The organism is Olivibacter jilunii, from assembly GCF_900607235.1.
Classification (GTDB): Bacteria; Bacteroidota; Bacteroidia; order Sphingobacteriales; family Sphingobacteriaceae; genus Olivibacter; species Olivibacter oleidegradans.
In genome coordinates, this window is sequence record NZ_LR027855.1 from 254,825 (window position 1) to 276,239 (window position 21,415).

Annotated in this window: 10 protein-coding genes; 9 read left to right on the top strand and 1 reads right to left on the bottom strand. The window is 41.5% G+C overall.

Annotation, left to right across the window (positions count from 1 at the left end; genetic code table 11):
• Positions 1 to 90: 90 nt before the first annotated feature.
• Positions 91 to 834 carry a DeoR/GlpR family DNA-binding transcription regulator gene (locus E0E36_RS22540; protein ID WP_130857841.1) on the bottom strand — a complete coding sequence of 248 codons (744 nt, stop codon included), beginning with the start codon at positions 832 to 834 and terminating at the stop codon, positions 91 to 93.
• 561 nt (positions 835 to 1,395) lie between these two features.
• On the opposite strand from E0E36_RS22540, the gene E0E36_RS22545 reads away from it, so the two are divergent.
• The 9 genes from E0E36_RS22545 (at position 1,396) to E0E36_RS22585 (ending at position 21,413) form a co-directional block, all read left to right on the top strand.
• Positions 1,396 to 4,473 (top strand): SusC/RagA family TonB-linked outer membrane protein, encoded by a 3,078-nt coding sequence (locus E0E36_RS22545; protein ID WP_130857842.1) that lies wholly within the window; start codon positions 1,396 to 1,398, stop codon positions 4,471 to 4,473.
• A 40-nt stretch (positions 4,474 to 4,513) separates the two neighbouring features.
• A complete protein-coding gene (locus E0E36_RS22550; RefSeq protein WP_130857843.1) occupies positions 4,514 to 5,827 on the top strand; it encodes a RagB/SusD family nutrient uptake outer membrane protein in 1,314 nt (437 codons plus the stop codon).
• Positions 5,828 to 6,198: 371 nt separating this feature from the next.
• A complete protein-coding gene (locus E0E36_RS22555; RefSeq protein ID WP_130857844.1) occupies positions 6,199 to 9,282 on the top strand; it encodes a SusC/RagA family TonB-linked outer membrane protein in 3,084 nt (1,027 codons plus the stop codon).
• Between the two features lie 11 nt (positions 9,283 to 9,293).
• Positions 9,294 to 10,928 carry a SusD/RagB family nutrient-binding outer membrane lipoprotein gene (locus E0E36_RS22560; RefSeq protein ID WP_130857845.1) on the top strand — a complete coding sequence of 545 codons (1,635 nt, stop codon included), beginning with the start codon at positions 9,294 to 9,296 and terminating at the stop codon, positions 10,926 to 10,928.
• A gap of 432 nt (positions 10,929 to 11,360) precedes the next feature.
• Complete coding sequence (locus tag E0E36_RS22565) at positions 11,361 to 14,630, top strand: SusC/RagA family TonB-linked outer membrane protein (RefSeq protein ID WP_130857846.1); 3,270 nt, start codon at positions 11,361 to 11,363, stop codon at positions 14,628 to 14,630.
• A 10-nt stretch (positions 14,631 to 14,640) separates the two neighbouring features.
• Entirely contained in the window at positions 14,641 to 16,347 is a 1,707-nt protein-coding gene (locus E0E36_RS22570) for a RagB/SusD family nutrient uptake outer membrane protein (RefSeq protein ID WP_013666524.1), read from the top strand.
• 105 nt (positions 16,348 to 16,452) lie between these two features.
• Positions 16,453 to 17,700 (top strand): exo-beta-N-acetylmuramidase NamZ family protein, encoded by a 1,248-nt coding sequence (locus E0E36_RS22575; RefSeq protein WP_130857847.1) that lies wholly within the window; start codon positions 16,453 to 16,455, stop codon positions 17,698 to 17,700.
• A gap of 63 nt (positions 17,701 to 17,763) precedes the next feature.
• Positions 17,764 to 19,605 (top strand): outer membrane protein assembly factor BamB family protein, encoded by a 1,842-nt coding sequence (locus E0E36_RS22580; RefSeq protein ID WP_130857848.1) that lies wholly within the window; start codon positions 17,764 to 17,766, stop codon positions 19,603 to 19,605.
• The gene (locus E0E36_RS22585; RefSeq protein ID WP_242627368.1) at positions 19,602 to 21,413 is read left to right on the top strand and encodes a glycoside hydrolase family 9 protein; all 1,812 of its coding nucleotides are present in this window, start codon (positions 19,602 to 19,604) and stop codon (positions 21,411 to 21,413) included. Before E0E36_RS22580 ends, E0E36_RS22585 begins: the two co-directional genes overlap by 4 nt.
• Positions 21,414 to 21,415 lie beyond the last annotated feature (2 nt).

Below are 21,415 nucleotides of genomic sequence, written 5' to 3' on the forward strand. Positions count from 1 at the left end.
AAATGTGAGAAATAAAGACGTTACATTGACTTTTGTTACACTAAACTACCTAAAACGGATTAAAAATGGATTAAAGTAACATTAGAATAGCTAAATTACCTTTACTATTTGCGAAAATCGACTTAAGCTTTCATGTTTAGGATCCAAATCGGTCACTAAGTAATCGATGGCATTCACATTGCAGACTTTCATTTTCTGTACTGAATTCAATTTTTCAGCAATGCTTAGAATACCTGTTTTTTGTGAACAGCGGAGCATCGCTTTCTTAATTTGAACAACTTCCCAATCCGAATCCGTAACACCATCTTCAACCGATAGGCTGTTAGTTCCCAATAAACAAAGATCAACCCTGATTTCCGATAGCTGATTAATCACTTGAGAACCAATCGTTACATTGGTGCTTCTGGCTAGTTTACCTCCTATTAATATCACATCATCGCCTGACCGTTCTGCCAGCTCCAAAGCGACGAGGGGGCTGATCGTAAAAAAGGTGCATTGCATTTTTTCGGGTAAAGTTCTCGCTAGTTCCAACATCGTAGTCCCCCCTCCCAGCAGTACGGCCATGCCATCCTGAATAAGGGTTATTGCTTTTTGAGCAATTGTCTTTTTTGACTCCCGCGCATAAACCTCGTTATCCTGAAACGGATACTGAAAGGACTTAGATAGGGCTCCGCCATATACTTTTAGTACTTTCCCATTTTCAGCCAATTCATTTAAGTCTCTTCTTATGGTATCCTCTGATACATTCAGTTGAACGCTGAGGTCGGATGATAGAACCTTATTGTGCAGGTTTACTTCGCGCATTATAAAAGCCTGTCTTTCTTCTTTTAGCATGTTGGTTAATTTTTTCCTTAAGACTTGTAAATATATATTTTTATCACAAAATAATAATGCGATGATGTTAATCAGCAGGGTTTCAATTTAAAACAGTAACCAACTATTTTATGGTAAGATTCAGCTATCGGCAGCAAGCTATCGGTTTCGTTCCTGTTTCAGCGGATCAAAAATTCGATCTCCGAAGACTAGTTTTCTGAGAGCAGGATATCTTTTTCCATTTAGTGTATCCATTTTGCATCCTTATCAGTCGAAAGACACCTTATTCCCAAAATACGAAAAAAAAACGCCTCCACATTTCATTGAGATAGAATGCCAATAACACTTCGATATCAATGATGGCAATCAGGTACCTCTATAGCCTAAATGCATGTTTATACATATAAATATTAAAAAAACGCAAAACATTGCATAACTATTTTTTTTTCTTATACTTGTATATCCAATAAGCTTAAATACAGCTAGTAACACCTAATAAACTGCGGGATAAAAATTCAAGAACATAACTATGCAAGCAACAATCCCAATCAACCGATTCACAAACATTTAATGATTCATTTTATGACCAAATCAATCAAATTACTGTTTTTTATCTACCTTTTTTTCATCCAAGCCATTTATGCACAGCAATCCGTTATAGCTGGGCGTGTAGTGGATGAAGCAAGCAAGCAACCGTTAGCAGGGGTTTCTGTCAAAATCAGAAATTCAACTATAGGAACTTCCACGGATCCGGAAGGTAAGTATTCTTTGAACGTTGACAATCTGAACGGTCAACAATCTATTGTTTTTAGTTATACAGGATACAAGAGTGAAACGAAGACAATAGCGTTAAAAACCGGCAAAAACCTGTTAAATTGCGGCTTATCTTCTGATCTTGTTGGGCTAGACGAAGTCATTATCACCGGTACCTCAGCGGGAACGACACGAAAACAATTGGGAAGTTACATCAGTTCCGTAAAAGGCGATGATCTTACGAAGGGCAGAAGCGGAAATGTCTTATCGTCGCTGCAGGGAAAAACGGCAGGCGCTCAGATTTCTCAGAACTCCGGCGACCCTGCAGGCGGAATCTCGGTACGACTAAGAGGAATCAGCTCTGTCAATTCCTCATCTGAACCACTTTATATTGTTGATGGTATTATTGTCAATAATAATACGACCCGTGTAACCAATACGCAAACCGGTTACGATGGCGGCAATTTTGTCGGAACGATCGGTCAAAATCGACTAGTAGATATTAACCCAGCCGATATTGAGCGAATCGAGGTACTGAACGGTGCTGCGGCTGCAGCAATCTATGGTTCGAGAGCGAATGCAGGCGTTGTACAAATCTTCACCAAAAGAGGTTCGCTAGGTAAGCCCGTGGTGACTTTTTCTTCCAGCTATTCCAACAGTAACTTACGAAAAAAAGTCCCTGTAAATCAGTCATCCGTCAAATTTGGCGGATCCGTCGATACGGAAACTCAAGACGTTCTGAATACCGCACTTATAACCACTTCTCCGGTTAACCGTTATGATTATCAGGACTACATTTTCAGAAATGCAAGCGGTACCGACAACAACCTTTCTGTAGCCGGTGGGAAAGACGACACGAAATATTATGTATCAGCCTCCTACTTTAATAACCAAGGCATTGTTAAGAACACAAACTTTAGACGGTTCAGTCTGCGAACTAACATCGATCAAAAGTTAGCCGATTGGATTTCCTTTAGTGCAGGATTAAACTATATAAATAGTGGAGCGGACGAAAAACCAGATGGAAATTCGTTTTACTCCCCTTTGAACTCTATCAACATTATTGCCAACTACCACGATCTATTCACAAGAGATGTTGATGGAAACTTAAAGTCGGTTGGAGAAAGAGGTCGAGTAAATCCCGTTTCAGTTATTGAGGACATTAAGCAACGTCAGGAAGTGAACCGCATTTTAGGCAATTTAAACCTAAAACTTACGCCCGTCGAAGGTCTTTCGATCGACTACACCCTAGGCGTGGACCACACCGGACAAAATGGAAAAACATATATACCACCGTATACATACAACGTTAATCCCGATTATTGGGGAGGTGGAAGCAACTTGAACCCAACTCAGAACGGCTATGCCAGTGTCGCTAGCAATTCAGCTTTTTTGATCAATCAGGAACTTAATGCGACTTATAACGCCACGTTTTCTGATGTACTAACATCAACTTCTCAATTGGGCTTTTCTTATCAATATGAAAAATCCAACTATAACATGCTTAATGGGCGAGGTTTAGCACCGTTTATCGAAACGGTTAACGCCGCCAGCACAATTTTGCCCGGCATGGATATTAGAAGCGAATACTCCGTAAGCGGGGCTTACTTTCAACAAAATTTCAAATATAAAGATCATCTATTTTTAACCGGTGCCGTCCGCGTAGATGAATCTTCCGTGTTTGGTGAGGACAATCGCAGGCAAGTATACATAAAAGGTAGTGGCAGCTATGTGTTATCGTCTGCAGATTATTGGAAAAACACATCGCTAAGCAATTGGTGGAATTTATTCAAGTTGCGTGCGGCTTACGGCCAATCAGGAAATCTAACCGGCATTGGGGCCTACGACCGATACAATGCCTATTCCTCTCAAACTTTTTTAAGCAGGGTTTCCCTCTTTTCGAGCGCCACTCTCGCAAATGAGAACATTAAACCCGAGCGTCAGGCTGAATTGGAATTAGGTGCCGATCTATCCTTCTTTAACAATCGATTGGGTGCTAGCTTTAACTGGTACAACAAAAAGGTGACGGATTTATTAATATCCCGAGTGGAAGCTCCGACCACCGGATTTTCAAGTTTTCTCGATAATGTTGGTTCCTTACAAAATCGAGGGATCGAATTGGTACTGAATGGCGCGCCCATTAAAAACACCAACTTTGAATGGAATACTTCTGTCATTTACAACCGGAACCGAAACAAAGCACTGGATGTTGGCGGCCTACGGTTATTCAGCACTAACCCCGGAGCACCTGTAGCCATTATTGACGGTCAACCTATCGGTGTCTTTTACGGCACCTTTTTCGCTAGAAATCCTGATGGCAGTCTATTATTGAACGACAAAGGGATTCCGCTAATTGAACGAGGCATCCAAAATGGAACAGAATATACGCCCCAACGCGACGCGAACGGCTTACCTATGGGCACTCCTTTACGTAAAGTTATAGGTGATCCGAACCCGGATTATACACTTACTTTTGTAAACGATTTTACCTACAAGAAGCTATCCTTACATATGCAATTTGATGCCGTACAGGGTGTAGATGTCTGGAATGCTGATTGGCGAACCAGACAAGGTGTAGGCAGCGGCGAAATAGCAGAACAGGAACAAATGGGTGAGCTACCAAGAGGTTATATAGCCGGTGTTTATGCAGTCGAAGAATGGAGAATTGACAACGGTAATTACATCAAATTGAGAGAAATTTCACTAAGCTACAATTTGGGTAAAGTAAAGTTTTTTAAGGATTTTACTATTAGTGCGAGCGGTAGAAACTTGTTCTCTATTGACAAATACAAAGGTTATGATCCAGAGGTCAATGCCGGTGGGCAATCCACCATATTACGTGGTATCGATTTCGGAGCTATTCCGATCCCCCGAACGTTTACGTTAGGTGTACAGGTAAAATTATAAACTCCATCAATAGCAGTATTTAATCAGTATGAATATCGACATGAAAAAAAACAACAGCATATGCATGCGTCTTTTCTATTATGGATATGGATTAGCGCTAATTTTCACACTCTCATCGTGTACCAAAGATTATATCGATCCCTCGAGAGCATTAAACGAAGAAGCCCTATCGTCATCCCAAGCTTTAACAGATATCAGTATCGGCTTGCAACGTACTTACAGTTACCTAAGGACAAGCAATATCTATAATAAAGTAACAGCTAACGGCTTCGTTACAAACGAACTTTTACTTAGAAATGAAGGAAACATTCCTGAATTGCAGTTAAGCACCGGGGGTTCTACAGTAGATGGAACGAACACCGTGCTTGCAGGTCTATGGACAAGCAGTAATAAAATCATATATGATGCCAATCTCGTCATACAAAACGCGAGAAAGTTAGCTGATAAAAATCGAGCTAGTGGCATCATCGCTTACACAACGGTTTTGAAGGCCCTCTCATTAGGGGACTTGGCGATGAATTGGGAACAGGTACCGGCAACTGTGGGACGCAACGCTTCGTTTGTCGACCGAATGGAAGGTTATAGAATGGCAATTAGCAGTGTTGATAGCGCCTTGCTTTTCACAGAGACGGACTCGATCAGTAATGCATTTTTGCAGGACATTCCCGCAGCGAGTATCGATATAAAAAATACACTTTATGCACTAAAAGCTCGTTATTCATTGTATATAGGTGATTATGAAGAAGCATTGAGCGCGGCCAGTCAGGTGGACCTAAAAAAGGTGTCGGTATTTGCCTATGACAATGTTTCTCCGAACCCGATTTACACATTTGCTACGTCCACAAACAATGTCTTTCAACCAAAGGACGAACATTTAGGGCTACCGGAGGCTCTCTATCCAGATCCCAACGATCAGCGCGTATTATTTTATATTGAAAACGCCAATCCCGCACCGCCGGCTGTACGCATTAAAGGATTTTGGTTCACCAATGAATCACCAATACCGGTCTATTTACCGGGCGAAATGCTTTTGATTAAGGCCGAAGCCTATGCCCGGACTTCTAGGCTTGATTTAGCTTTGATAGAGCTAAACAAGGTGATCACAAAAAGGCCAAACGATGATGTTTATGGACTTGGCGCCGCGATGCCTGGCTTAACAGGCCCTTATAGTGAAGAAGAGCTCTTGACACTAATCTATAAGCATCGATGTATCGAGCTTTTTATGTCAGGTTTAAAATTGGAAGATATGAGAAGGTTTAACCGTCCACAAACAGAAATGAAAAGAAACTTCTTTCCCTATCCGTTTGTTGAACGGGACAACAACGCTAATACCCCCGCAGACCCAGCATTTTAGAATAAAGTGCCCATGGTAATGGGCACCTTATTTTTTGTCACCTATTCCATACATCCCAACGCACTAAATACCGCTTTACTTTACAAAGTACTTATAAAGTAGTAGCTATTTGCAAACAACCGAATCATACATGCTCTTTTTTTGCGCTTTTATATAAGTAATAAAAAAAATAACGCATAAATTTGCATTACATAGAAATTCTCAATATTCTTGTACTGAAAACGGCTTTCATCCGCAACATTTATAAAACCAATAAACTGTAAGGGAATAATAGAGATATAGCGTGCAAGCTGGGACTTGCTTCGTAAGTGCACTATTTACCGGTAACTAGATTATTATTAATCCATATATCGACCACTAATTATCAAAACATGAAAAGAAAACTACTCCTCTTTATGCTGGGATTGTTTTTTGTTTCTGCCCACCTACTGGCGCAACAAAAAACCATTACCGGAAAGGTAACAGACTCTCAAGGGCAACCACTTCCAGGGGTTACTGTGAGCGTAAAAGGTACGAGCACGAGAACTCAAACGAATAGTGAAGGATTATATAGTATTGAAACAAGTTTGGGTCAAATTTTGCATTTCACTTATATCGGTTTCCAAGCACAGGAGACAGCAGTAGGCACAAGCAATGTAATCAGTGTATCGCTACAATCAACCAGTTCTGATCTTAATGAAGTGGTTGTGACGGCTATGGGAATCAAACGTGAAGTCCGAAGTTTAGGTTATGCCGCACAAGACATCAAATCCGAAGAGTTGCTTAAAAATAAAGATCCCAACATCATAAACTCACTCAACGGTAAAATTGCTGGTGTGAACATCACCAATTCAAGCGGAGCACCCGGAGCTTCCTCATCCATTGTATTAAGAGGCGGAACTTCGCTAGAACGGGATAATCAGCCATTATTTGTTATTGATGGAATGCCTATGGACAATTCGACAGGACAGGGAGACAATAGTGCATTTGATGGATCTGTAAATATCTCAACTACAAATAGTAATCGGGCAATGGACATCAATCCGGAAGATATTGAATCTATCTCTGTATTAAAAGGTCCGGCCGCAGCGGCACTGTATGGATTAAGAGCTGCGGCAGGCGCCATCATCATCACGACAAAAAAAGGACAAGAAGGTTCTACTACCGCTTCCGTCACTTCACGATTTATGACGAACTGGGTTAATCGTTTACCCGAGCAGCAAAAACTGTACAAACAGGGTTCGTATTATAGCGGTGAATTTTCAGACCAAACGGCCTTGTCTTGGGGCGATAAGTTTACAACCGGTGAAACAATCTATGATAATCTTGGCAATTTCTTCGAAACGGCTAGAGCGTATGATAACAGCTTTAATGTTTCCGGAGGCAGCGCTAAAGGAAATTTCTTTCTTTCCGCTTCTAATTTAGACCAATCAGGGGTTGTTCCAACTACCAACTTCAAGCGTTCTACCGTACGTTTTAATGGCGAACAAAAGTTAGGCATTTTCACTTTTGGTATTAACGCCTCTTACGCCGTAAGTAAGTCACAGAAAACGCTTACGGGGAGTGGTCTTTGGGGATCCAGTGGTGGTGGGTATATGGAAAGTGTGCTATCATGGCCATTAAATGCCAACATGAAAGACTGGATAAATCCGGATGGCTCTAATAAATTGCTTCTTCCTGACGTGAAGCTTGAAGATAACACGGACAACCCATATTGGATTATCAATAAGAATCCACAAAATGACCGTAACAACCGTCTTATTGCCACTGCCTATACACAGGTTAAAATCACTGACTGGTTCGACGCAACTTATCGATTGGGGATTGACAATTACACTACTAACTTTAGAAGCCTTATTGCTCCCGGATCTAGTGTAAAACTTGCTTGGCAAGACGGGATGCTGTCGGAAACAGATCGGGCTTATAATTACATCAACTCAAATTTAATGTTGAATTTTCATAGAACGTTTTTTGAGAATTGGGACGCGAGTTTGGTTTTAGGAACGACTACAGAAGACACCAAGCTTACCTCCAATTCAAGGAGAGCGGAACAATTCGAAATTCCAAGCTTCGTGGATATCAATAACGCTTCCAACGAAAACAAATATTATACTCAAAGTATCAATCGAAAGCGATTGGTTGGTGTTTATGGTGATTTCAGGCTGTCTTATAAGAATATGGTTTATTTGGGCTTCACAGGCAGGAACGATTGGTCATCAACTCTTCCTTTACAAAACAGATCATTCTTTTATCCTGCTATAAGTGGAAGCTTTGTTTTCACAGAGCTACTCCCACAAAATCGTTTTTTATCTTTTGGAAAAGTACGTGCTTCTTATGCACAAGTGGGCAAAGACGCTGCTGCTTATCAAACCGCAACGTATCTCTTCGGACCTGAATTAACAATAGGAGGTGGTTATAGAAATTATTGGTCTCGAGGAAACGATTTGTTAAAACCAGAAACAACCAAGTCGGTCGAATTTGGGACAGATTTACGATTTCTGGGCGATCGACTCGGCTTCGACTTCACGTATTATAAAAACAAAAGTGTTGATCAGATCTTAACGCCGCGTGTGAGTAATGCAACCGGGTATATCTTAAGTTCAGTGAATACCGGTATTTTAGAAAATAAGGGGATCGAAATCACGTTAAACGCTACACCAATAAAGCGAGAAAACTTCAAATGGGATGCTACCATTAACTTCTCACACAACAATGGTGTTGTAAAAGAACTACCCGGTTCGCTACCTATTTTATATGTAACTGATGTACAGGTAGGAAACGGCAAAGCGGCTTCTTTCGGAAATGGTGATTTCATGGGGATAAGTGGTTCTAAATGGCAAACAGACGCTAACGGCAACCTATTACTCGACTGGAACACAGGATATCCACTAACTAGTAATTCTACCACTACATATATCGGCAATCGTGAACCCGATTTTATTGGAGGTTTTAATAATAGTTTTACCTTCAGAAACTGGAGCTTCTCTTTCCTATTTGATTTCCGTAGAGGTGGGGACATTTACAATGCTACCGAGTACTTATTAACAGTAAACGGCATGAGCAAACTGACCGAAAATCGTGGTAATACGGTCACTTTTACCGGTCAATCGCTAAATCCGCAAACCGGGCAATATGAAGCCGTAACGCGCGAAGTTGTTGCAAACGAAAAATATTACCGCGACATTTATGCCAATAACGTACCCTTTTTCATAGAAAACGTGAACTGGCTTCGTCTCCGCTCTATTGCGCTGGCATATTCTTTACCTGCAACCCTTTTGAAAAAAGCATCATGGATAAAAGGTGCAACAATTACAGCTACAGGAACGAATCTCTTATTATTTACCAATTATTCAGGTATGGACCCGGAAACAAGCGCTGCAGGCGCAGGAGTGGTAGGCTCGGGCTCGGTAGGAATTGATTATGCCGGAGTTCCTGCCACCGCGGGATTTGCACTCGGTTTGAACGTAAGATTTTAAAATCAAAAAAAATGAAAAAGTCTGTATATATTCTGCTTTTGTCAATCGTTTTTACCTCCTGTAAGAAATGGTTGGATATAAATGAAAATCCAAGTAGCCCTAATTCCACCGTACCCGCTCCGGAACAACGGTTACCACCCATCATTGCACAATTCGCTGATGGTTACGAGAGCGCCGGTACACGGGTTGCATTTTTAGCACAGCAGCTGGCTGTTACCTACGCAAACAACAATAACTGGAATCTGACGAGATGGTACTCGAACGTCTCCAGTGCTAATTGGCCTTGGCAATCGTGGTACGTAAACACAGCGGTAAATATACAACCGCTCATTGAAGCATCAGAGAAAGTAGGCGCTTATCATTATATAGGTGCCGCCAAAATCATGAAAGCTTGGGGCTTTGGATACTTAGCCGATTTTTACGGCATGTTACCCTATGATGAATTCGACATACCAGGCAATTTAACCCCGAGGTTTGATGATGGTGCCTATGTGCAAGGGAAAGTAATCGCTCTGCTAGACGAAGCGATAGCAGATCTTCAAAAATCGCAGGAAATTACGGCTCCTGATTTAGCCGAAGGAGATATATTAAATGGCGGCAAAGTGGAGAATTGGATTCGCTTAGCTTATGGCTTGAAAGCTCGCTTTTTAAACCACCTCACAAAAAAAGCGGACTACAATCCGCAAGCAGTTCTAGATGCTTTAGCCTCCGCTCCCCAGTCGGATGAGCAGAGTTCTATTATGCAGTATGTAGACGAAGAGGGTGTTGCAGACAATAGCAAAGCAGCTTTACAATATGTAAATATTGGTTCTACCGGCCGCATAACAAAGCTTTACTATGACTATCTTTCAAATAACTATACAGGAGCACCTACAGGCAACAATAACATGGAGGATCCGCGAATGGATCTGCTCATCCCTCGAATGGAAAATCGAGAAGGCCAATTAGTACGTACTCAATTCGTCGACATGTCATCTGATCTGCCAAAAGCCGGTCCTTCGAGCTATAATTACTCCGCATCAAGTGACAGGTTTTCCAACAAAGATTCAGTATACGTTCAACTTCGGATGGATCCTGCTAAGCCGCAGGCGGGACAACGTATACTGTCAACCGGTTCATGGTATACCCAACGAGGAGGTAAAGGGCTTCTTTTGACTAATGCTGAAATGCGTTTCATTGAAGCCGAAGTACGACTTCGGCTAGGCCAATCGGCGGAAGCCCTTACGGCTTACAAAGCAGGTATTCGTTCCCATATGTCAATCATGGGAATTACGCCAACAGTTATTGAACAATTTTTAAGTAGTTCATCAGTTATCCAAAATGCCGGCGACCTTACCATGAGCCACATTATGATTCAAAAATATATTGCCTTGTCTTACTCTCCGGAGGTATGGTGTGATTTGAGACGAATGAATTATTGTACAGATGCATCAGGAAGTTATAACGAAACAGTTGGTATCTATAAAGGCTTCAAAAGACCTTCCCATGTGTTTATAGAAGCCTACCCTAGTCCTACTGACTGGCCGCGACGATTTGCCGTGCCAAGTTATGAGATCAACTTTAACATTGAGCAAGTAAGAAAAGCAAATCCAAATGCGGAAAGCCCCACTTATCTAAACGAACCGGTTTGGTGGGATCAACCATAGGTTGTTTCAAATAATGATAAAGGGCATGCAATAGCATGCCCTTTTTTGTTGATATGCTTCCTGTCTTCTATTATTGAAAAGCTTTTTGGAACCTCTCTATTCTGTCTATTCCAAAATAATGCACAAATCCGCAAATGTTAACACTTCAATAACCTAAAAGACACATAAACAAAATAAAAAAAGCTCATTATTGCATAAAACACATATATAAATGCACTTTTATGTAAAAACTATTAAAGAATACGCATAATGTTGCATATGTTATTTTTATTTTGTAATCTTGTAATGTTAACCAAAAGGGAGGACGAACTTATTACTCCTTAGCAGAACCAATTAAGCTGAATCGGAAGATTGAAATAATGTGTAAACCAAACCAGTATAGCTTGAAAAAACTCAAATAATCAACATAATTGACCATTAAAAGCAACCAAAATGAAACGAAAACTACTTTTATTTTTCGTAGGGCTATTCTTTGTGCCAGCCCTCCTCTTGGCACAGGAAAAAACCATCACGGGAAAGGTCACGTCGAAGGTCGACAAACTACCGCTTCCTGGTGTGTCTGTTCTTATTAAAGAGACTAACCAAGGGACTAAAACGGATGAAAATGGCCGCTATGCTATCAGTGTTTCAAAAGGGCAAACCCTAATATTCTCTTATATCGGGTTCACCCCTCAAGAGATCGCGGTTGGTGATGGCAGCTTAATTGATGTGGTCTTCCAATCGGGCGAAACCTCCTTGGATGAAGTCGTCGTAGTAGGATACGGAACCCAAAAACGTGCCAACTTGACGGGAGCTGTATCAACCATTGACGTTGAGAAAACAATTGGTCAACGTCCAGTTTCGGATGTCGGTCGGGCTCTTCAGGGCGCGGCACCAGGCTTAACTGTAACAACTGCGAGCGGTGATCTCGGAAGAAATCCGAAAATACGCTTGCGGGGACTTTCAGGATCGCTGAACGGAGAAGGCGCCCAACCATTGATTCTAGTGGACAATGTGGAGGTTCAAAACTTACAGATGGTCAATCCGGAAGATATTGAGAATATATCTGTATTGAAAGACGCTGCTTCCGCTTCTATTTATGGAGCTAGAGGTGCATGGGGTGTAATTTTAATAACCACGAAATCGGGAAAAAAGAACACACCGAACCGTATAACTTACAACAACAATTTCGGTTGGCAAACCCCTACGCAAACACCCGAGATCGCGGGAGCTGTGGAAGGAGCGGAAATGGTCTTACAGGCCATGCGTCGACAGGCAAACAACCCAAATATCAATCAATTTACCGTTCTTGGTATGTCCTACGATGAATTGGGCATACAGAAAATCAGGGATTGGGTCAGCGCGTACGGGGATGGAAAAGGTCTTGATGACGAAATGGTAATGGGAAGGGACTTCGAAGTTCGGGACAATAAACTATTCTTTTACCGTCCGTGGGATGTTAATGAGCGATATATGAAAACTTGGACACCTCAACAAAGACATAATATAGGCTTTACGGGAGGCGGAGAAAACACTAGTTATAACCTAAATTTAGGCTACCAAAACCAAGATGGGGTTTTGAAAGTTAAACCAGATAAATTTGACAGATACAATTTTTCAGTGGGGGTAAACTCAAAAATCAATGATTGGGTAGACGCAAGAGGAAAGGTATTATTCACCAGTACAAATATCGAAACCCCCTTCAGCTTTTCTTCCGCAACCTATGGCCCTTGGTATTATTTGTATAGATGGCCAGCTACGTATCCTTATGGAACTTATGAAGGTAAACCATTTAGAAGTGCTTTAACGGAAACAGAGCAGGGGCAAATGAATGAAGACAAAGAACAATTTGCGAGAATTTCAGCAGGCTTAACATTACACCCTTTTGAAGGCTTTACCATTGATTTCGACTACACATACTCCTCTACTAACCAACATCTAAAGTATATCGGTGGTGGTACATCAGCAATAGATTTCTGGTCCGGAACGCTTAACTATTTGGAAAACTACCAGTCGCCCGCTTACGATTATGTCCAGTACAACGCTAACTGGAACAATATGAATACTGGAAAGCTATTCGCAACCTACAACAAGCAAATAAATGATCACAATTTCAAATTTATAGTCGGTGGTGACGTGGAGTCATTCAAAGAGCAGGAACAACTGTCAAAACGAATGGGAATAGTGGATCCTAATTTACCTGAACTCGGATACGCAACGGGCGATCAATTTGCCAATGGAGTCAATCGTCATTGGTCAACCTTAGGTGTGTTTGGTCGAATTAACTATGCCTATAAAGACAAATATCTTTTGGAATTAAATGGAAGATACGACGGATCTTCCCGGTTTCCGCTAAATGATCAATACGGCTTTTTCCCCTCTTTATCGGCAGGATACGTACTTTCAGAAGAGGAATTTTTCAAGCCACTTGCGCCTTATTTCACGTTCTTAAAACTTCGTGGATCTTATGGGTCAATCGGCAACCAAGCTGTTGTAAGAAGCAGTGATCCCAGTTCATTTTACCCCTTCTTACCTTTAATGACCCCTGCTACTTCAGGATGGTGGATGGGAGATCAAAATATGTTAACAGTAGGCACCCCATCCCTTGTATCACAAACTCTCACATGGGAAACTGTTACTACGATGGATTTTGGTATCGATTCACGCTTTTTTGATAATAGTCTCGGATTCTCTTTCGATTGGTACAAGCGGACAACCAGTGACATGTTAAGCGCTGGTATCACGGTTCCAAGTACACTGGGAGCGGGCGCACCTCGACGGAACTATGGTGAACTCCAAACAACTGGCTGGGAGCTGGCTATTGACTGGAGTCATACGTTCAGCAATGGTTTACAATTAAATTTAAGCGGAAATTTATCCGATTTTCAGGAGAAAATTACCAAATTTGCCAACACCACAAATGGGATAAACTCGAACTATCAAGGAAAAACTATTGGCGAAATTTGGGGCTTAGAAACCGATCGTTATTTTAATGAAGGCGACTTTAACGGTCAAGACGAAAACGGAAAATGGGTATTAAAGGAAGGAATTCCTACACAAGGTCCCTTAAATAGTGTCGAAGATAATGCCACGTCTTGGTTCCAATTTGGGCCTGGCGATATAAAATATAAAGATTTAAATGGTGACGGCAAAATTGACTTTGGCTCATCCACGCTAGACGATCATGGTGATTTGAAAGTAATCGGTAATACCACTCCCAGGTACCAATATGGGTTTCGCATTGGTGCTAACTGGAAAGGTTTCGATTTTGATGCTTTCTTTCAGGGAGTTGGCAAACGTGATTTCTGGGCTTCGGGTCCATTATTCATACCAGGCTATCGCATAGAAGCCTTCTATGCTCACCAAACTGATTACTGGACCCCTGAAAACACGGACGCCTTCTATCCTCGGATTGTGAACACACAACAAAGCAATAATTCATTCAATTTCCGCACACAAACCAAATACCTGCTAGACCTTTCTTATCTTAGAATGAAGAATATAACCTTCGGGTATACTTTACCCAAAAGCTTAGTACAAAAAATCAAGCTGCAAAATGTAAGAATTTACTTTAGCGGCGAAAATTTATTTGAGTTTTCTAATGTAGGAATGCCTATCGATCCCGAAGTTGATTATACCGACGAGCAAACCGATCAAACTTCATTCGGCCGGGTATATCCCTATCGTCGGACAATTTCTTTTGGGCTACAAGTCACATTATAATCGAAAAGACATGAAAAAGCACTTATATTTTATTTTATTTCTCCTAACCCTGGGAAGTTGCAAAAAAGACTTTTTAGAAAAGCTTCCCCTTGACACAGCTACAGACGAAACTTTCTGGACAAGTGAAAGTAATGTAAGACTATTCACTTGGGGCTTTTATCCTTTATATTTTAAAGGATACGCAAGTGGTTTCGATTTAAGCTGGGGAGGATATTTCTCGGGTCAATCATTAAATGACGATTTTGCACCGACTAATCCGGCCACATTTACCTCAGTAGTGCCACCTAGTGGTGGTGGTTGGTCTTTTGTCAACGTGAGAAAAGCAAATATTCTGATTGATCGTATAAAACGAGTTCCAATGCCTGAGGAAGCAATAAATCATTGGACGGGTGTGGGTCGATTTTTCCGTGGACTGGAATACGCTAACTTGGTCAAAGCATTTGGCGATGTGCCCTGGTATGATCAGCCGTTGGATGAAAATGCAGCTGAACTCTATAAACCCAGAGATTCCAGAGTGTTAGTAATGGATAACGTTTTAGCCGATTTTAAGTTTGCGGCTGAACATGTGCGAACCGAAGATGGAAGTACGGGAGAAAAAGGCTTAATAGTAAATAAAGACGTAGTTTTGGCTTTTATGTCGAGGGTGTTTTTATTCGAAGGCACTTTTCTCAAATATCACAACATTGATCAGTCTAAAGCGGCCGAATATTTAGAAGCGTCAAAATGGGCTGCCTATGAGCTTATTAATAGCGGAAGATACTCCGTTAATACAAATTACCGTAATTTGTTTAGTTCGGTAAGTTTGGCAGGAAATCCCGAAATTATACTTTACCGTCAATATGATAAAGCTCAGATAACCCATAGTTTGATGAGTTATGTTAACAGAGAATCTCAAACGGGCGTTTCAAAGGATTTGATTGAAAGTTATCTGATGAATGACGGTCTACCTATAACACAGTCTTCTAAGTATAAAGGTGATCAGACCATTCAAAATGTCATGGCCGATCGGGATCCGAGAATCAACGAAACCTTTGCCACACAAATTCGACTAAACGGCGATCCCGCATTGAAATATGCAAACTATTCTACGTCTGGCTACATAGTTCACAAGTTTTTAAACGAGTCGCTAAAGGACGCAAACGAAGGCCTCTCTAGTTCAAATATTACAGATGCTCCTGTTATACGATATGGCGAGGTTTTGATGAATTATGTTGAAGCATCTGCTGAACTAGGTTCGCTGACTCAAAACGATTTAGACATTTCAATTAACGTACTTCGGGACAGACCAGGCATTAATCTTCCACACTTGCAGGTTATAGGAAATTCTCCTGCAGTAAATGGTATCGTGTATGATGATCCCAAACGAGATCCACAGGTCAGTGGCATATTATGGGAAATAAGGAGAGAGAGACGCATAGAGCTGGCAATGGAAGGCTTTAGGTTAAGCGATTTAAGGCGCTGGAAAAAACTCGAATATACAGATAATTTCAACAGACCGGACATCAATAGAGGTGCTTGGATCCGCAAAACGGATTATGCGAACCTCTCAAATGTGGTTATTGAGAATGGTGCTGAAGAAGGTTATATAATACCTGCGGCAAGACAAGCTTATCGAGCGTTCAACAATGACAAGGTTTATCTCGATCCCATTCCATTGGATCAAATTAAACTATACGCAGATCAAGGTGTAGAGCTTAAACAAAATCCCGGCTGGTAATCGTTAAGCCGATTCCATTTATATAGGCACCATTTCGGCAAAAGATAAAATATTTATATCTTTTGCCGAAATACCATAAACAGTCCTTAATTAAGAAAAACGTCTATGAAACGCATACAACTTCTCCCCTTTATATTCTCCTTCCTCGCTCTTTTACATGCATCTTGCACGCAAGGTTCGCAAGGCAAGCGGGATACTAGACAAAAAGAAAGTCGCCAAGCCATTACGAAGGATGAAATTCTTACCGGCGCTGATCAGCTTGGAGCTTATTTACCATTGCTAAAAGGAAAAAAAGTCGGACTAATGGGCAATCAAACCTCAGTGGTTGGGCCGGATAAAAAGCATCTGGTAGATGTGCTATTAGAAAACAAGATCGATCTTCGATTTGCATTTGCACCGGAACATGGTTTTAGGGGCAGTATTGAACGTGGTGAGAAGGTCTCCAATGAGGTAGACGAAAAAACAGGTTTGCCATTATACAGTTTATACGGAAAAAACAAAAAAGCTGACTCCATCGTTAACTCCATCGATATCATGTTATTCGATCTACAAGATGTGGGGGCTCGGTTCTATACCTATATTGCATCTATGCATCAGGTTATGCAATTGTGTGCAAACCATGGAAAGAAAATAATCATTTTGGATCGTCCAAATCCAAATGGAGATCAAGTAGACGGCCCGGTAAGAAAGGATGATAAATTTAAGTCTAATATCAGTTTTCACAAAATAGCAATGATTCATGGCTTGACGATCGGTGAATTGGCTCAAATGATCAATGGCGAAGGATGGTTGGACAAAGGAAAAAAATGCGATTTGACCGTTATATCCTTGAAAAACTGGGATCATAAAACACCTTACTCATTACCCATAATCCCCTCCCCCAGTCTACCGAACGATGTCTCGGTTCGTTTGTATATGTCTCTTTGCCTCTTTGAGGCTACAGACGTGAGTGTAGGAAGAGGCACAGATTGGCCCTTTCAGGTATTGGGTTACCCGGATCCTTCCTTCGGCAAATTCACTTTCACTCCGGGCTCCAAGCCTGGTATGAGTGCCCACGTTGAACAGCAGGATAAAACATGCTATGGACTTGATTTGCGCGATATAGACCCCAAAAGTTCAACTTTTACGCTTAAATACGTATTGGATTTTTACAAGCTATTTAAAAAAGCAGGTATTGCTGACCAATTTTTCGCTCGCCCCGAATTCTTCAATAAACTGGCAGGCAATGATAAACTCATACAACAAATTAAGGCCGGTATGACGGAAGATGAGATCAAGGAAAGCTGGAAACCGGAGCTTGAAATCTATAAAAAAATGAGAAAGAAATATCTGCTATATCCGGATTTCGAATAGCCCCTGTATTAATCGCTCATCATACCCGATGACGTCATCCGGGTGCAAAAACAACTATAAGTGATGAAAAAAATACTCATCCTTCTTTTACTCCTTTTTGTTGAAAAGACCTATGCACAGGATTTTCATTTTGCACATGTTACCGACACACATGTTGGGAGCGAAACCGGTGCGGAAGATTTAAGAAAAACTGTTGCAGATATCAATAAAAATAAAGACTTAAAATTTGTAATTGTTTCGGGTGATATTACCGAATTCGGAGCGGATCATGAACTTAAGCTTGCCAAACAGATACTGGACAGCATAGATATTCCTTATTACGTTGTTCCCGGCAATCACGATGCGAACTGGTCAGAAAGTGGCGGCAATAGCTTCAGGCAGGTTTTCGGTTCAGAAACCTTTTATTTCACCCATGGAGGTTATCGATTTGCCGGCACCAATTCGGGACCAAATATGCGCATGGGACCCGGGCAGATACCTAGAGAAAACCTAGTCTGGCTAGATTCCGTATTAAAACTGAATGACGATTTACCACTGATCTACGTCAATCATTATCCACAGGATTCTTCCCTCAATAACTGGTACGAGGCGATAGACCGTATCAAAAAACATAATGTACAACTTTTTCTTTGTGGGCACGGCCACGTCAATAAAGCTTATGATTTCGAAGGTATTCCAGGTGTAATGGGACGTTCGAACCTACGGGCAAAAAGAAGCACCGGTGGTTATAATATAGTACGCATATCATCCGGCAAAGCTATTTACCAAGAACGAAATCCAGACAGTCTTACTCAATCACCCTGGTTAACTATCCTCTTGAAAAACCACCACTTTGAAAGGGACATTGATGTATATCCTCGACCTTCCTATGCTGTGAATGAGAAATTTAAACAGATACAGGAAGTATGGGGTTTCCAAGACCGGAGCGATATAGGCTCAGGGCTTGCCTTGGCTAAAAAAAAGCTGATTACCGGGAATACATCTGGCGAAATATATGCCTTAGACGTAAACAGTGGAAAGAAGCTCTGGTCTTTTCAAACGCAGGGAAAAATATACGCCACACCGACCATTTGGAAAGACATGGTAATTGCTGCCTCATCCGACAGTTATATTTACGGTATCGACTTACGAAACGGGGTGCAAAAATGGAAAATCAAAACAGGTAAAGCCGTGCTAGGATCTCCCGTGGTCCACAAAGGCATTGCTTATATCGGTGGGTCGGACGGCACTTTCAGAGCCATCAATATCCGCTCGGGTAAAATAAAGTGGTCATTTGAAGGATTAAAAGGCTATATATCTGCTAAACCGCTGATTTATCAAAACAAAATTTATTTCGGCACTTGGGGAAATGAGTTTTATGCATTGGATCTAAAAACGGGAAAAACGTGCTGGCATTGGAGCAATGGAGCCTCAAACAGAATGCTGTCGCCAGCTGCCTGCTATCCTGTAGGCGCCAATAACCGCATCTTTATTGTCGCTCCCGATCGTTATATGACAGCGCTCGACGCAACTAAGGGAACAGTAATCTGGAGAAAAAAAATGGATAATTACCGTGTCCGTGAAAGCATTGGACTTTCGGCAGATCGTTCAATGGTATATGCCAAGACAATGGACGGGCAGCTCATCGGTGTATCGACAAAGGCTCATGATTTGCGAATCGTTTGGCAATCGTCCCTTCAATTACCTTACGAGTTGGCCCCTACAGCTATTGAGGAGTCGAATAATATCGTCTGGGTTCCAAGCAACTCCGGATTGTTAACGGCCATTAAACGCCAAGATGGAAAACTTATTTGGCAGCATAAAATTTCCAATTGTTTGATAAATCCTTTGTTGCCGTTAGACAAAAAACATATCGTAGTCAGTACAATGGACGGAAAAATTGTAAAATTAAGCGTTAGAAGATGAAAAAGCTTATCTTTTATTGCGCCATCTTTGGCTTTTGCTTTGCTTGCGCATCAAAAAAAATACGGCAAAATCAGCATACCGTGATTCGCATCAATCAATTGGGATATAGTCCAGAAAGTATAAAAGTAGCCGTTTGGGGCTCTTTAAATCAAGAAAGTATTGATTCTTTTAGTTTGATAGACGCCCGCAGTAAACGAAGCGTATTCACATCCGATGTAGGCAGAGACTATGGCGCATACGGTCCATTTAAGCAGAGCTATCGGCTAAACTTCTCTAACTTTGCGGATACGGGAAGCTTTTACATTGTAGCAGGTTCAGGAAAGTCACCGGTCTTTCGGGTAGCGCCCGATGTATATAAAGGAACGGCTGATTTTGTGCTTCGCTATATGCGTCAGCAGCGGACGCTATTCAATCCATTTCTAAAAGACAGTTGCCACACACATGACGGCTTTACCTTATATGCCGCCAAAGCGGGTCTACCTGATAGCACGAAGATTGATGTTGGAGGGGGCTGGCACGACGCGTCAGACTACCTACAATACTCCACTACGTCAGCTAATGCGATCTATCACTTGTTAGCTGCATATCGGGATTTTCCGGGTGTTTTTATCGATGAAAAACGAGCGAACGGGCTCAGCGGTCCCAATGGCATTGCGGATGTATTGGATGAAGCAAAATGGGGATTAGATTGGTTGCTCAAAATGCATCCCGAACCACATCTCATGTTCAACCAAATTGCAGATGATCGCGACCATGCCGGTATGCGGATGCCGGCTGAAGATCCTTTTTACGGCCGTGGCTATGAGCGACCCGTTTATTTCATTGATGGACAAGCCCAACAAAGAGGAAAATTTCTAAACAATACAACCGGCACCAGCTCGACGGCTGCTAAATTTACGAGTGCTTTCAATCTCGGCAGTTTATTATTTACACATGTAGATGAAAGCTACGCTTATAAATTAAGAAATAAAGCCGAAAGCGCATATGATTTCGCAAAAATAAAGCCGGGAGTAACACAGACCGTTTCTGTAAAATCACCCTATATTTATGCCGAAGACAATTGGGTAGATGATATGGAATTAGCTGCGGCAAGTAATTTACAAGTAACAGGTGATATTAAATTTAAGAACGAAGCGCTACAATACGCGAGGCAAGAGAAAATAACGCCATGGCTTGAAACCGACACAGCCTCACATTACCAATGGTATCCATTTATCAATCTAGGCCATTATGAACTGGCAAAACAATTGAATGGAAAAGATCGGGAAGAGCTAATTTCCTACTATCGGCAAGGTATCGAGAAAGTTTGGACGAGAGCAAAACAAAACGCTTTTTTTCGAGGAGTCCCTTTTATATGGTGCAGTAATAACTTAACGGTTTCTTTTGCTATCCAATGTTTATGGTATCGAAACTTGACAGATGACGAATCTTATACAGAACTTGAACAGTCAAATATCGACTGGCTATTCGGATGCAATCCCTGGGGAACAAGTATGGTATATGGTTTACCCCGCAATGGCGATAGTCCAACAGATCCACACTCGGCATTTACTCACTTAAAAAATTTCCCTATCGATGGCGGACTGGTAGATGGCCCGGTATATAGCAACATATTCAATAACCTAATCGGTATTGAATTGGTAGACCCGGATGAATACGAAGCGTTCCAATCCGACTTAGCAGTCTACCACGACGATTATGGTGATTATAGTACAAATGAGCCCACCATGGACGGAAGTGCGTCACTCATTTATTTATTGGCAGCCAAAGAACATGAGTTACAGGGAGGAACTCCGGGAAAAAAGTAGTT